Genomic DNA, 15,511 nt, shown 5'->3' on the forward strand with positions numbered 1-15,511 from the left:
ATGCCTGACGCACTCTGGGCCGCCCGCGAAGGCGATGCGCTGCTGCACACCTCGGTGATGGCCGACATCATCGGCGGCGTGCTGGAAGTGGCCGCCAACGTCGCCATCGGCGCCCTGGCCACCGCCGCGGTGGCCGCGGCATTGGGCATTACCGTGGTCACCGGCGGCCTGGGCTGCTTCGTGCTGGGCGCGGTGGTGGGCCTGGTGGTCGGCGTGGTCATGGCCAAGACCGGCGCCGACACCGGGCTCAGTCGATTATGCGAGGGCATCGGCAACGCCCTGTTCCCGCCGACCGTGCAGGCCACCATCGTCAGTGGCTCGCCCAACACCAAGACCAACGGCAAGCGCGCCGCGCGCGCGGCCGGCGTGGTCACCGCGCCCTCGGCACCGGCCAGTGGCGAGGGCGGTGGCGCGCAGGCCGAGGAACAGGAAGAGACCTTCCTCGACATGGCCAAGGGCTTCTTCTCACAGATGTGGCGGCCGACCGTCGCCAGCCCAGCAGCCAACACCCAGGAAGCCCCCGACGACAAGGTGCTGTGCACCAAGCACCCGCCGATGCCGCCGCAGTACCTTGCCGAAGGTTCGAGCAAGGTCTTGATCAACGGCCATCCGGCTGCGCGCAGTGGCGATCGCAGTACCTGTGAAGCGGTGATCGTCGACGGCGGGCTGGTGTCGAACAATGTGCGCATCGGCGGCGAGCCCATCGTGGTCCGCGAGATACGCAGCGGCAAGACGCCTGGGATCGGTCTGGCGATCACCGCCTTGATGCTCCTGCGCGGGCGTGGTGGCAAGTTCTACAGCCGATTTGGCTGCATGCTGATCGGTGGCGTGAGCAGTTATGTCACCGGCCAGGTCACCAGCGCCCTCACCTCTGCCATCGTCGGCTCGCCGAATCCGGTCCACGCACCCACTGGCGCCAAGTTGCTCAACGGCGAGGAGGATCTGGACTTCAACCTGCCAGGCCCGATCCCGTTGCCCTGGCAGCGCTACTACAACAGCCGCGGTGAACACCGCGACGGGCTGTTTGGCCCCGGCTGGAGCGTGGCTTACGAAGTCTTCGTCGAGTTGAAGCGTGACGCGGGCACAGAGCGCTTGCTGTTCACCGATGAGCAAGCACGGGTCATCGACATGGGGCAGATCCCCAAGGGCGATGCGGTATTCAGTGCCAGTGAAGGCTTGAGCGTGCGTCACGCCCTTAATGGCGAGCTGCTGATCGAAAGCCTGCAAGGGGTTTACCGGCTGTTCGAGCCTACGCCGGGCAACCCTGACCGCCTGCGCCTGAGCCAGCTGGGCGACCGTAACGACAACCGTCTTTACCTGGACTACGACGATCTCGGCCGTCTGGCATGCTTGCGCGACAGCAGCGGGCAGATCGAGATTCACCTGCGCTATTGCAGCCAGTGGCCGCAGCGGCTGCTCGCGGTTGATCGTCACTATCCCCATGCCCATCAGCCCCACCCCAGTCGAGAAACGCTGGTCAGCTACCGCTATGACGCCAATGGCAACCTGGCCCAGGTTGAAGATGCCCTGGCCTGCCCCACCCGACAGTTCGCCTACGATGCCGGTGCGCGCCTGACCCTGCACCAGACCTACGACGGCCTGCAGTGCTGCTATGAGTGGGCGAGCTTCGACGATGGCTGGCGGGTGGTCCGACATTGGACCAACGAAGGCGACGAGTATCGCTTCGAGTATGACGTTGGCGCGGGCATTACGCGTATCACCGATGGCCTGCAACGGGTCTCGACCCGTCGTTGGAACCCGCAGTACCAGGTCACCTCGTTCACCAATGCGCTGGGCGACACCTGGCATTTCGAGTGGAACGATGAGCGCCAATTGCTCGGCGCCCAGGCGCCCGATGGCGGTCAATGGCAGTACTTTTATGACGAGTCGGGCAACCTGGCCGAGAGCATCGACCCGCTTGGCCGCAGCGAGTCGTTTCAGTGGCTGGAGCACTGGGCCTTGCCACGCGTACGCACCGACAGGGGGGGTAATCGTTGGCTGTATCGCTATGACCCGCGTGGCAATCGCACCAGCGAGACCGACCCGCTGGGCCAGGTCACTCGCTACCGCTACGACGTGCACGGCCAGGTTGTGGAAATCATCGATGCGGCAGGCAAGCACAAGCAGCTGCGCTGGAACCCACTGGGCCAACTCACGCGCTATACCGACTGTTCTGCTGCGACCACCGGCTTCGACTACGATCACCGCGGCCACTTGCAGGCAGTGACCAATGCCGTGGGTGAATGCACCACCTATGAGCGGGATATCCGGGGCTACCTGACCGCCATCGTGCAGCCCGACGGTCGGCGCGAGCACTTCGAGCACGACGCCCTGGGCCGGCTGGTGCGCTACAGCGATACGGGCGGGCAAACCAGCCTCTACAGTTTCAATCGGCAAGGCAAAGCCTGGAAAAGCATCGATCCACTCGGTCACCAAGTGGAGTATCGCTACGACCCCTACGGTCGCTTGAGTACCCTGCGCAATGGCAACGGCGAGCACTATCGGTTCAGCTGGGACCCGCTCGATCGCTTGATCGACCAGCAAGCGCTCGACGGCGGCGGACGCCGCTACCGCTATGACGCCACGGACAACCTGATCGCGCTGGAGTTTTACCCCTCGCCCGAGTTCGCCGAGGCGAACCCAGCGGCAATCGTCCATCAATACACCCGCGATGCCGGTGGGCGAATGGTCGCCAAGACCACCGACGATGGTGTTACCGAGTATCGCTACGACGCGTTGGACCAACTGCTGGAAGTGCTCGGCACTGACCGCGACGGCAGCAAGCAACGGGTCGCGTTCGCCTATGACGCCTTGGGGCAAAACACCGAGGAGCACACTGCAGGCGGGGTACTGCGGCGGGTCTACGATGAACTGGGCAATCCCCTCCAAACCCAGTTGCCTGATGGCCGCTGGCTCAATCGGCATTTCTACGGCAATGGCCATCTGCACCACATCAACCTCGACGGCCTGTTGCTCTGCGACTTCGAACGCGACCGCCTGCATCGGGAGACCTTGCGCGTGCAAGGTCGCCTGGCGACGCAGAGCGAGTACGACCGCAGTGGGCGGGTGCACAGACGCCAATCTCGCCAGCTCGACCAAGCCTCCCAGCTGCTGGCGCCGTTCCAGGAGAGCTACCAGTGGAGCTTGGCCGATGATCTGGCGGGGCATTTCAACCAGCAACCCGGCCAACAGCATCAGCAGTGGCTACGCCACGATGCGGCCGGCCGGATAATCGCGCGCCAGGATACTCACGATGGCACCCATGAAGCCTTCGCCTACGATGCTGCCGCCAACCTGATAGACCCCGCGCAGACGCCGGCCAAGCCGGTTCGCCATGATCGCCTGAGCCACTATCAGGACAAACGCTATCGCTATGACGCCTTCGGCCGGTTGCGGGAAAAACGCAGCCGTCGCTGGGGCACGCAGCACTTTCACTACGACGCCGAGCACCGCCTGGTAAGGGTCGACAGCCATCAGGCAGGGCGCGAACGCGTGCTGCGCATGCGCTATGACCCGCTGGGGCGCAGGCTGGAAAAAGCCGAGTACGACGGCCAGGGTCAGCTGTTGAACCAGACCTGCTTCACCTGGGAGGGCCAACGTCTGCTGAGCGAGCGACGCAATGGCCGCACCAGCGTCTACGTCTATGCCAACGACGGCTTCGAGCCACTTGCGCGCATCGACGGCCAGGGCCAGACGCAGCAGGTCTGCCACTTCCACAACGACGTCAATGGCCTGCCGAACAAGCTGACCGACGAGCAGGGCAAGCTGCTCTGGCAGGCAAGCTATCAGGTGTGGGGCAATACCTTGCGCGAGGAGTGCGAGGAGCGCTTCATCGACGAGCAGAATCTACGCTTTCAGGGGCAATACCTTGATCGCGAAACCGGCCTGCACTACAACCTGCACCGTTACTACGACCCCGATATCGGGCGCTTCACCCAACCGGACCCGATTGGCCTGTACGGTGGCCTGAACCTGTATGCCTATGGGCCCAACCCGTTCACCTGGATCGACCCGCTGGGCCTGGACGGCATCTTCACCCGAACGGTGTTCGAGGCGCCTTCTGGCAATGTGCACACGGTCTATCAGCAGGACATCGACTGGGACTTGAAGGTCAAGACCAAGAATGGCGTGAAGACCAACATGCAACTGGTGCTGGAAGAAAATCGCAGCCCCATGATCGTCAAGAACGGCAAGTACCAAGTGGTGCACCTGCATCACTCGAAACAGGATGGGCTGGGGTCCTTGTTCGAACTTTCGGCGAAGACCCATAACCGCTTCCGCAAGAGCAATGCCTTGCATCCGCACTTGCCCAACGCCCACCCCCACAATCCGGTCAATCGTAGCGCTTTCGACATTGACCGTGATGCATACTGGAAACAACGCGCTAACGCGGCCATGAAAGCCCGTGGCAAACCAAACCGATGTGGAGCCTGACATGCTTTCCAAAAAACTGATCGACCATTGCAAAGCCAAGGGCTGGTGGTTCGATGATGCCTTCGAGGACTACCAGCAAGCCTTCAGCGACCTGGGTATCCCCATGGACTCCGATTTTGTCGAGTTCTTTTTGCATGTCGAGGATTCGCCTACCTTCCTTAGCCGCCACACCGAGATCTTCCAGGTAGGCTGGTTCCTGGTTAACTCCAGCTACGAAGATTCGATTGAAGCCGCACGAGAGATGGGCCTGCCGGAGGAGTACCTGCCGCTGGATGATTTCCAGGCTGAACACGGTTTCTTCTATAACACCCGTACTGGGGAAGTGCTGGAGCTGGAGGCAGGGCCGTTGCTGGTGGACTTCCTCGCCGGCAAGGTCAAGCCTCAATACCCAGATTTCAACGCCTTCCTGGAGTGGTACTTCGAGCTGGCGTGAACCTGTGCGAGCGGCCCGGGGCGATCCCGGGCCGCCAAGCGAGCACGGCGTTAGCCCAGGGCGACGATTGAACGCAAGTCGCGCGCGCAAGAGTGTTTTACCGAAACCACTGGTTTTCCGCACGCCCGCTTTGCCTATCCTAGGTCGGGTCATCCTGTCTGCGATGGACCCATGAAAGATTCGCTCCCCAGCCGCTATGCCTGCCTGGCCGCGTGCCTGATCTTCACCTTTGCCAGTATCCCCTTGCTCGCCCAGCACAGCTGGCTGTGGCTGTTTTGCGTGATCACTGCCCTGCTCAGCCTGGTCGGCCTCAACGACCTGCGCCAACGCCACCACGCCGTGCGCCGCAACTACCCGATCCTGGGCAATATCCGCTACCTGATCGAGACCATCCGCCCGGAGATCCGCCAGTACCTGATCGAGGGCGACGACGACAAGTTGCCGTTCTCCCGCGCCCAGCGTTCGCTGGTGTACGCCAGGGCCAAGAACGAGAGTGCCGAGAAAGCCTTCGGCACGCTCAACGATGCCTACAAGCCGGGCTTCGAGTTCATCAGCCACTCGATGCTGCCGGTGCCGATGCCCGACCCTGCGTCGTTGCGCATTCGCATCGGCGGCCCACAGTGCCGCCATCCGTACTCGGCGTCGATCTTCAATATCTCGGCCATGAGCTTCGGCGCCCTCAGCGCCAATGCCATCGCTGCGCTGAACAAGGGCGCGCGCCTGGGCCGCTTCGCCCATGACACCGGTGAGGGCAGCATCAGCCCCTACCACCGCGAACACGGCGGCGACCTGATCTGGGAAATCGGCAGCGGCTATTTCGGCTGCCGCAGCGAAGACGGCCAGTTCGACCCCGAGCGCTTCGCCGAGCAGGCCCGCGCCACCCAGGTGAAGATGATCGAGATCAAGCTCAGCCAGGGCGCCAAGCCGGGCCATGGCGGGATCCTGCCGGGGCACAAGGTCAGTGCCGAGATCGCCGCCACCCGAGGCGTGCGCGAGGGCGAGGACTGCATCTCGCCGGCCGCCCACAGCGCCTTCGCCACACCGCGGGAGCTGCTGCAGTTCGTCGCCCGGCTGCGCGAGCTGTCCGGCGGCAAGCCAGTGGGCTTCAAGTTCTGCCTGGGCCACCCGTGGGAGTTCATGGGCATCGCCAAGGCCATGCTGGCCACCGGCATCACCCCGGACTTCATCGTCGTCGACGGCAAGGAAGGCGGCACCGGCGCGGCGCCCCGGGAGTTCTCCGACAACATGGGCGTGCCGCTGCGCGAGGGCCTGATGTTCGTGCACAACACCCTGGTGGGGTTGAACCTGCGCGAGCGCATCCGCATCGGCGCGGCGGGCAAGCTGGTAAGCGCCTTTGACATCGCCAGCGTGCTGGCCATCGGCGCCGACTGGGTCAACTCGGCACGGGGCTTCATGTTCGCCATCGGCTGCATCCAGTCGCAAAGCTGCCACACCAACAAGTGCCCGACCGGCGTGGCGACCCAGGATGCGTTGCGCCAGCGCGCGCTGGTGGTGCCGGAGAAGGCCGAGCGGGTCGCCAGTTTCCACCGCAATACCCTGCACGCCCTGGCCGAGATGCTTGCCGCCGCCGGTCTGGACCATCCTTCTGAACTCAAGCCCAAGCACCTGGCGCGGCGTATCAGCGCCAGCGAGATCGGCCTGTTCTCGCAGCTGCACACCTTCCTCAAGCCGGGCGAGCTGCTCAGCGGTGCGATCGACAGCGAGTTCTATGCACGGATGTGGCGGATGGCGCGCAGTGACAGCTTCGCGCCGGAGACGGGGGAAATCGAGGTGGCGCCGCTGGCGGTCAGCGTGCAGCGGAAAGAAACAGCCCCGGCATAGGCCGGGGCTGCGGGTGACGCAAGATCAGGATCAGAAGATGCTGATCGGATACTCGACGAATACGCGGACTTCGTTGCCGTCGTCGTTGTAACCGTTCTGGCGGACCGCCGTGTTGGTGCGCAGGAACGAACCACGCAGCTTGACCGACAGGTCCTTGGCCGGGCCTTCCTGGACGACGTAGCGCAGTTGGTTGAAGATCTCGCGCTCCTTACCTTCGCCGAAGCCGTGGGTGTTGATGTTGTCACCGCGCACGTAGGCGATCTTGTAGGTCAGGCCAGGCACGCCGAACGCGCCGAAGTCCAGGCCGTAGCCGATCTGCCAGGAGCGCTCGTCCTCGGCGTTGAAGTCGGACCAGTAGGAGTTGGCCAGGTAGATGGTCGAACCACCGTCACCGAAGCCGCCGTTACGCTGGTAGCCACCGTAGTTGTAGCCGGTGTCGCCGGTGCTGCGCTGGTGGGCGATGGTTACCGAGTGTGGGCCGAAGGCGTAGGTCGCCGCCAGGCTCCAGATGGTGTTGTCGCGGTCGCCTTCCGGCATCTCCCACTTGTTGATGAACTTCTTGTCCAGCTTGGACTTGTAGCCGTTGAAGTCCAGGGTCAGGGACTGGTCAGCCGCGATCGGGAAGACGTAGTTCATGCCCAGGTAGTGCTTCTTCATCACGTCTTCGTTGTCTGCGGTGTACAGCGACGCGGTGAAGTTATCGGTGAACTTGTAGCTACCGCCCAGGACGTTGATCGACTTGAGGCGACCGCTGTCATGGCCTTGGGCGCTCTTCTGCACTTCGCTGGTGAAGCGACCGGCGTTCAGTTCCAGGCCCTTGATCTCCTTGGAGGTGATCAGGGTGCCGCTGAAGCTCTCGGGCAGCAGGCGCGAATCGTCGTACTGCAGCACAGGCAGGGCCGGCATCTGGTCGCCGTACTTGAGCACGGTGTTGGATACACGGAACTTGATCGCCGCACCGGCGCGAGCGAGGTCGTTGGCAGCATCGCTGCGCTCACGCTCGTTAACGGTGTTTTCACGCTTGAAGAAGTCGATACCGCCACCGCCGTTGCGGCCCTTGCCGCCATCAAGGCGCAGGGCGTACAGGCCGAAGGCGTCGACACCTACACCGACGGTGCCCTGGGTGAAGCCAGAGGAGAAGTTGGCGATGACGCCCTGGCCCCACTGGGACTGGTCGTTGACGTGGTGCTTCTTGTCACGGTTGATGAAGGCGTTGCGCAGAAGGACGTTGGCGTGGCTGTCCTCGATGAAGCCCTTGCTCTCGGCCTGGTCATTGGCCTGTGCCTGGGTCGCGGCGATCATCGCCAGGGCGACCAGGCTGATCCTGGTTTTCAACATGTTATTTTCCTTATTTCGTATTCAAAAACGCTCTGCATCAGAACGCCAGGAACCAACGCCCCTTCGTAGGTTCGACGCTATGCGGATCCAAGCCGAAGGCCCGCCAATGGTCTGCAACGGGCCTTGCAGCCGCATGGCCAGAGAATGGCCAGCAGGCGTAGAGCCCGAATCCTAGCCCTGCCTGCTTATACATGTCAAAAAAACGTGAAATACAGGTTGATATAACCAAAAACAAGGTCCGCGCTGGTGCATTTCCATGCATATCTGCCGTGGGTCAGCGCAAATTTGTCTCTTTTGTGGAAAGCGGTCGAAATCCATAAAACCGTCATACGGCCATGTTCCCGCAGGCCTTCCGAAAGCCTGTTTGAACTGCCCTGCTCTTCCTACTGCGCGGTCACGCAGAGAGCAACGTTGCACGCACCGCCGCTTCCACAAGCCATTCCGAAGCGCATCCTTGTGAATGCCAAGACAATTTCAAATCAATCCAAACGAATAGCAACATCCTGAAACATATGTAAAGACAACCCTTTACAAATGTCGATGCAACAGTAAATAGCAAGCATTACCATTCGCGCCCAATTTCTCACTCCCTCCCTTGGACGCCTTCGATGCCTGCCCCCTGCCGCCTTTCACCCTTGACCCTGGGCCTGTCGCTGCTGTTCAGCGCCGGCCTGGCCAGTGCCGCCACCACGACCTTGCCGGAAACCTCGGTGACAGCCGACAGCACCCGCGAAGAGGACAACCCGCGAGTCAAGGACGTGACCACCGCGACCCGCACCTCGACCCCCGCGCGCTACGTGCCACAGGCCATCGATTCGGTGAAGACCCGCAACGTGCTGGACTACGGCAGCAGCAACCTGGGCAAGGCGCTGGAAGGCATCCCCAACGTCAGCAGCGGTGCCGACACCCGTTTCGACAGCCTGCGTATTCGCGGCTTCGACGCCAGCAACGACTTCTACCTGGACGGAGTCCGCGACGACAGCCAGTACACCCGTGATCTGCACAACATCGAGCGGGTCGAGGTGCTCAAGGGGCCGGCGGCAGTGCTTTATGGCCGTGGCAGCCAGGGCGGTATCGTCAACCGGGTGAGCAAGGCGCCGGAGCACGGCCGCCGCTCGACCATCGAGGCACAAGGTGGCAGCCAGGACCTGCGCAGCCTGTATGCCGACCTCAGCGCCGACCCCAGTGACACCCTCAGCCTGCGCCTGAACCTGGGCAACGAGGACAAGAACAGCTTCCGCGACGGCATCGATGGCAACCACCGCCAACTGTTCGCCCCGTCCATGAGCTGGCAGATCACCCCCGAACTGAACTGGCTGGTGCAGTACGAGTACAGCCGCTACGACCGCACGCCCGACCGTGGCATCCCCGGCAACCCGCTCACCGGGCGCCCGGCCGATGTCAGCCGCAAGACCACCTACGGCGACACCCAGCGCGACTACATCAACGACCGCGCCGAGTCGCTGCGTTCGCGCCTGAACTACGAGCTGAACGATCAGTGGCAACTGCGCCACACCTTCAGCCTGTTCACCCTGGAGAGCGACTTCGACAACACCTATCTGACCGGCTACACCCCGTCGACCGGCATGGTCGCGCGCCAACGCTGGCAGCAGGACCTGAGCACCCGCAACCTGTACAACACCGTCGAACTCGAAGGTAACGTGCAGACATTTGGCCTGGAGCACACCCTGCTGGTGGGGCTGGAAGTGGGGGAGCAACGCCGGCACTCGCGCCTCGACCAGGGTGTCGGCGTGACCCCGGCACCGATTGGCGGGTCCACCGAGCGCAATCAGCACAATGGTGCGATGAAGCTGTTCAGCAACAATGTGACCAACGTCGACAGCACTGGCCTGTACCTGCAGGACCAGATCCGTCTGAACGATGAGTGGCAAGTGCTGGCGGGCGTACGCTTCGATCGGTTCGAGGTGGACACCACCAGCAGGATGTCAGGCATTCAGGAAAATCAGGACAGCACCAGTACCAGCCCTCGCCTGGGCGTGGTCTACACGCCGTGGAAGGACCATTCGTTCTATGCCTCTTGGAGCAAGTCGTTCGCACCAGTTGGAGGTGGGCTGATCGGTCTTTCGCCGGGCACCAAAGGCAACGCCAACCAGACCGATCCAGAGCTGACCCGGCAAAAAGAGATTGGCGTGAAAAGCGAGTGGTTCGACGAACGCCTTAGCACCACGCTCGCGGTCTACGAAATTGAACTGTACAACCGTCGCCAGGAGGACCCGCTCAACAAGGGTACCTACCTGATGACGGGGCTGCAGCGCTCGCGCGGCATCGAGCTGACCGCCACCGGCAACGTGGTCGGCAACTGGTACGTGCGGGGCGGCCTTGGCTTGCAGGACGCCACCATCGTCAAGGACGACAACGGCAACGAGGGCAAACGTGTCAACGACGTGGCCAAGCGTAACGCCAGCCTGTTCGTGACCTGGAAGCCGGAGCTGGGCTGGTACGCCGAAACCGGCCTGACCCTGGTCGGCGATCGCTATGCCGACAACCAGAACACCGTGATCCTGCCGGGCTACGGCCGCTGGGACGCGCTGGCGGGCTATCGCACCCACGACTGGGATGTACGCGCGGCCTTGAGCAACATCACCGACAAGACCTACTACAGCTCGGCCACCAGCGCGGCGCAGATCCAGGTGGGCGATCCGCGCAGCCTGGTGGTGACCGGGACCTACAGCTTCTGAGTTGCAATCCGGAGCGGACGTCAAGGACGGGTCGCCCAAACGAAAACGCCACCGCAATTGCGGTGGCGTTTTTTTTCTGCGGCGGGATCCTTCCCGGTCAATGCCAGACAGCCAGCAGAGCTTCGAGCTCTTCCTCGCTGATCAGGCCTTGGGGGTATCGCCCATCCAGCAGGCGTCGTGGGTCGGTCGTCCTGACCCGATCGTCTCCATGACGTTTCAACCACTGAGCCAGGATTCTGAGCGATTGGTGACTGGCCGCCGTTGAGGGCAAAGCCGACTCACTTGCTGCGTTCATTTCCTCACGTACTCCCTGGGCCGAGTGAGCGGCTAAGTTACTTCAGGCACGTTACAGAACGGCGTAGGCCGATTCCTCTGAAGTACGAGGAAAAATCAATACAATTGCTGTGCCATTTCAAGTGTCCGACTATCGCCAGTAAAAAAAAGCCCGTCTTGCGACGGGCTTTTCTCTCATTGGCCGATCAGCGTTTGACCGGTGCCGGCTGCTGCTGGGTCAGGCAGTGAATGTTGCCACCGCCAAGCAGCAGTTCACGCCCGGGGATCATCACCACTTCGTGGTCCGGGAAGACCTTGGCCAGGATCGCTCTGGCTTGCGCATCAGCCGGGTCGTCGAAGCTCGGGGCGATGATGCCGCCGTTGACGATCAGGAAGTTCACGTAGGAACCGGCCAGGCGTACCGAAGGGTCGCGCTCCTGGCTGCCCGCCACGTGATCGACGCCGTCGCATTCGGCCTGGGTGGCGTACAGCGGCCCCGGGATCGGCATCTTGTGCACCACGAACTCGCGCCCTTTGGCGTCGCGGGTGTTTTTCAATACCTCGTAGGCAGCGTGGCAGCGCGCATAGTTGGGGTCATTGGAATCATCGGTCCAGGCCAGTAACACTTCGCCTGGGCTGACGTAACAGCAGAAGTTGTCGACGTGGCCATCGGTCTCGTCGTTGTACAGGCCGTCCGGCAGCCAGACGATAGTCTCGACCGCCAGGTGCTCGCGCAGGATCTCCTCGATCTGTTCGCGGTCCAGGTGCGGGTTGCGGTTACGGTTGAGCAGGCATTCTTCGGTGGTGATCAGGGTGCCTTCGCCATCGACGTGGATCGAACCGCCTTCGAGCACGAAGCCTTCGGTGTGGTAACGCTGCACACGCTCCATCTCCATGACCTTGGCGGCCAGCTCCTCGTCACGGTTCCAGGGCGCGTACAGGCCGCCGTCGAAACCGCCCCAGGCGTTGAAGCCCCAGTCCACGCCGCGTACCTCGCCGTGGTCGTTGATGACGAAGGTCGGGCCGGTGTCGCGCACCCAGGCGTCGTCATTGCTGATCTCGACCACGCGGATGTTGGGCAGGTCGAGCTGGCGACGGGCGTTCTCGTACTGGCCGGCGGACACCGCCACGGTGACCGGCTCGAAGCGGGCGATGGCCTTGGCCAGGGTCACGTGCGCGGCCTGCGCCGGCTTGCCGCCCAGGCGCCAGTTGTCCGGACGCTCCGGCCAGACCATCCATACCTGGGTCTGCGGGGCCCACTCGGCGGGCATGTGGAAACCGTCGGCGCGGGGGGTCGAGTTGAGGGTCTTCATGGGTAACCTCTGCGAAGGCCCGGGGCCAGTGGCGCCAGGTCAGTGATCGAAAAAGATGCCCGCCAGTATAGGCAGCGTAATAATCAGCCGATATTACAACCGATAAATATCGACTTTAAATAGATAATCACAAAATATTTAGGCATAAAAAAGCCTGGAGAACCGATAACAATCGACTTGCCAGGCCTGCATGCCTTGAATCAGAGCCCTTCGCCGAGGACCCGCTCCACGCTGTCGACGAAGTAATTCACGCTGGCCCGCGTGGTGCACATCGGCGGCTTGATCTTGAGGATGTTCAGGTAGTCGCCGGTCGGCTGCATGAAGATCCCCAGGTCACGCAGGCGATCGCACAGGATCATGGTCTCCTCGGTCGCCGGTTCCAGCGTCTGGCGATCGCGCACCAACTCCAGCCCCAGGTAGAACCCGGAACCATGGGCGGCACCAGCAAGCGGATATTTATCGACCAATGCCTGCAGCCGAGCCTTGAAGTAACGGCCCACGTCACGGGCGTTGTCCCACAACCCTTCGCCACGCATTACGTCCAGCACCGCCATGCCGATGCGGCAACTGACTGGGCTGCCACCGGCCGACGAGAAGAAGTAGCCCTCGGCCTCCAGCGCCTCGGCGATCTCGCGCCGGGTGATCACCGCGCCCAGCGGCTGGCCGTTGCCCATGCCCTTGGCCATGGTAATGATGTCCGGCACCACGCCCTGCTCCTCGAAGCCCCAGAAGTACTCGCCCAGGCGCCCGTAACCGACCTGCACCTCGTCGGCGATGCACACCCCACCGCGCTGGCGCACCTTGGCGTAGGCCTCGCGCAGGTAGCCTGGCGGCAACGAGATGCCCCCGGCGTTTCCATAAACCGGTTCGCAGATCATCCCGGCCAGCTGGCGACCACGGGCGTCGAGGTCGGCCAGCTTGGCATCGACATCGCGGAGGTAGTCGGCTGCGCTGTCGGCGCCCCGGTAGCGCCCGCGGAAGGTATTCGGCGCCTCCACCGGATGCACCCAGTCCGGCCGGGTCTCCAGGGCTTGGGGGTTGTCGGCGATGGAGGTGGAGATCGCGTCAGTGGCCACCGACCAGCCGTGGTAGGCCTCCAGCACGCTGAGCAGGTCGCGCCCACCGCTGTAGGCCCAGGCCAGACGAATCGCCAGGTCATTGGCCTCGGTGCCACTGTTGACCAGGAACACCCGGTCGAAGCCTTCCGGGGCCACTTCCAGCAGACGTTCGGAGAATTCGGCGATGGCTGCGTAGTGAAAGCGCGAGTTGGTGTTGACCAACGACCACTGGCGCGCCGACTCGACGGCCATGCGCGGATGGCCATGGCCGAGCACCGCGACGTTGTTGAGCATGTCCAGATACGAGCGGCCCTGCATGTCGATCAGGTAGTTGCGCCAACCGCGCTCGATGTGCGGAGGCTGGGTGTAGTAATGCTTCTGCGAGCGCGCGAAGCTGGCATCGCGACGGGCCAGCAGGGCCTGCGCGTCGGCCAGCGGCTCGGCGTCGCAGTCGAAGCCCAGCAGGGTGCGCGGTGACGGGCACAGGGCCAGCCAGGCGGCAGCGTGGGAGGGCGTGGCAAAGAAGGGTGGACGGATATCGGTATCCACGCACAGCTGCACGCTAAGGTACCCACAGGTCGCGCCGATGACCTGGCCCTTGAGCAGCGCCTGGCCATCGGTCGGCGCCTCTTCCAGGCCTTCGAGCCACAGGTTCCAGTGTGCGGTGCGCAGGCAGCCACGGCCATCGCCGATGCAACGCCATACCCCAGCATCGGGCGCCTGCAACGCAGTGCCGGGCGACAGGTTCAGCTCCACGCCCAGGGCACAGGTAGCCGGTTCTTCAGGCCGGTCGATGTGGGTTTGCGACAGGCGGTACTGCCCATGCAGGCTGCACGCCGGCCCCGGCTGGGCAGCAAGCAGGCGCTGGTCAAAGCCAGGTTGCTCCCAGTTGCCCGCCTCGCAGTAGGGGCTGAGCACGCCCAGGTCGACCCGGGTCACCGCCTCGCTGTTCAACGCCGGCAGCAACACGGCGCAATCGCCAAGATCGATGCTGGCTGGCTTGCGCCCAGCCGCCTGGAGGATCGCGGCCTCCATCAACGCCGCGGGCACGGCGCAGGCGGTATCGAAGATCTCCCATTCGTGGGCGATGTTGTCGCGGGTGTACTGGTTGTCCGGGTCGATGGCCAGTTGCTGTTCGCTGCTGAGCACCAGCACGGCGGCGCGGTTCAGCACCAGCGGCCAGAGGGCGCGCAACTCGGCGTCCTGCAGGGGATTTACGGCATGATAGGCGCTGACCGCCGGCAGGATCCGCAGCGGGTCACCCTCGGCGTGATGCAGCAAGGCCGCGCAGGTCACCGACAGATCGGCGATGCGCCAGGTACGCACCAGGTCACCAAAGTCGATGACACCCTGCACCTGCCACTGCCGCTCGGCGTCGCGGGCCCAGACCACGTTGTCGTCGGTGATGTCCAGGTGCACGGCCTGGGTCGGTAGCAGGTCAATTAACGGTTGCAGACGTGCGGATGCCGCCTGGGCGACCTGCTCCACCTGCGCCCGGCGCTGGGCATCCTGCAACACGGGCGACAAATGCTGGATCAGTAACTGGGCATGGCGCGGATCCCACTGCAAGGTGCGCTCGAGGCCTGGATGGTCGAAGTCGGCCAGCGCCTTATCGACACGGGCGCAAAGCGTACCGAGCTCAGCCATCACCCGCGCTGGCAGATGGCCCAGGCGGGTCAGTGGCTGCCCGTCGATGTAATCGAGCAGGCGGGCCCGAAGCGGCTGGCCATCGACCTCGAGGTCCAGCAATAGCTCGCCGGTACTGGCTGTGCGCACTACCGGCACTGGCACGCCTTGCCCATGCAGGAACGCCAGCGCCGCGTGCTGGGCCTGCAGTTCGACCGCCGCATAGCTGCCATGACAGACCTTGAGCACGAAGCGGCCCTGGTCGCTGTCCACGCGAAAGTTGAGGTCCTGCTGGCTGCCCAGCACCTGCAACGAACCCTGCAAGTCGTAGTGCGACCTCAGCAGGGCATGGGCCTGGGCCTCGCCAAGTGAAGGACTGGGCTGGCTCGAACGCTGGATCAGGGTGCTCAGGGGCATGAACGGGGAACCTCGTTTTTTTGTCGCTTATATCGCCACCACTGCTGCCGATAAGCAAGTGGCAGCCTTGCACAGACA

General features: G+C 63.4%; 7 protein-coding genes. 4 read left to right on the forward strand and 3 right to left on the reverse strand.

From position 1 onward, the window contains the following. The 3 genes from CCOS191_RS25530 to CCOS191_RS25540 all read left to right on the forward strand — a co-directional run bounded on the left by CCOS191_RS25530 (nucleotide 1) and on the right by CCOS191_RS25540 (nucleotide 6,709). Complete coding sequence (locus tag CCOS191_RS25530) at nucleotides 1–4,434, forward strand: RHS repeat-associated core domain-containing protein (protein WP_052752662.1); 4,434 nt, start codon at nucleotides 1–3, stop codon at nucleotides 4,432–4,434. A gap of 1 nt (nucleotide 4,435) precedes the next feature. Beyond that, nucleotides 4,436–4,867 carry a hypothetical protein gene (locus tag CCOS191_RS25535; RefSeq protein ID WP_046857492.1) on the forward strand — a complete coding sequence of 144 codons (432 nt, stop codon included), beginning with the start codon at nucleotides 4,436–4,438 and terminating at the stop codon, nucleotides 4,865–4,867. A 171-nt stretch (nucleotides 4,868–5,038) separates the two neighbouring features. Further along, the gene (locus tag CCOS191_RS25540; RefSeq protein ID WP_046857493.1) at nucleotides 5,039–6,709 is read left to right on the forward strand and encodes an FMN-binding glutamate synthase family protein; all 1,671 of its coding nucleotides are present in this window, start codon (nucleotides 5,039–5,041) and stop codon (nucleotides 6,707–6,709) included. Between the two features lie 30 nt (nucleotides 6,710–6,739). On the opposite strand, the gene CCOS191_RS25545 is transcribed toward CCOS191_RS25540, so the two are convergent. Then, a complete protein-coding gene (locus CCOS191_RS25545) occupies nucleotides 6,740–8,047 on the reverse strand; it encodes an OprD family porin (protein ID WP_046857494.1) in 1,308 nt (435 codons plus the stop codon). A 608-nt stretch (nucleotides 8,048–8,655) separates the two neighbouring features. On the opposite strand from CCOS191_RS25545, the gene CCOS191_RS25550 reads away from it, so the two are divergent. After that, the gene (locus tag CCOS191_RS25550) at nucleotides 8,656–10,746 is read left to right on the forward strand and encodes a TonB-dependent receptor (protein WP_046857495.1); all 2,091 of its coding nucleotides are present in this window, start codon (nucleotides 8,656–8,658) and stop codon (nucleotides 10,744–10,746) included. Between the two features lie 479 nt (nucleotides 10,747–11,225). Here the strand turns inward: CCOS191_RS25550 and aguA are convergent, their stop codons facing one another. Both aguA and CCOS191_RS25560 read right to left on the reverse strand, forming a co-directional pair. Then, a complete protein-coding gene (gene aguA / locus CCOS191_RS25555) occupies nucleotides 11,226–12,332 on the reverse strand; it encodes an agmatine deiminase (protein ID WP_023630147.1) in 1,107 nt (368 codons plus the stop codon). A 200-nt stretch (nucleotides 12,333–12,532) separates the two neighbouring features. Next, complete coding sequence (locus tag CCOS191_RS25560) at nucleotides 12,533–15,433, reverse strand: aminotransferase (protein WP_046857496.1); 2,901 nt, start codon at nucleotides 15,431–15,433, stop codon at nucleotides 12,533–12,535. Nucleotides 15,434–15,511 lie beyond the last annotated feature (78 nt).

It is taken from the genome of Pseudomonas sp. CCOS 191 (assembly GCF_001007005.1).
GTDB lineage: Bacteria > Pseudomonadota > Gammaproteobacteria > Pseudomonadales > Pseudomonadaceae > Aquipseudomonas > Aquipseudomonas soli.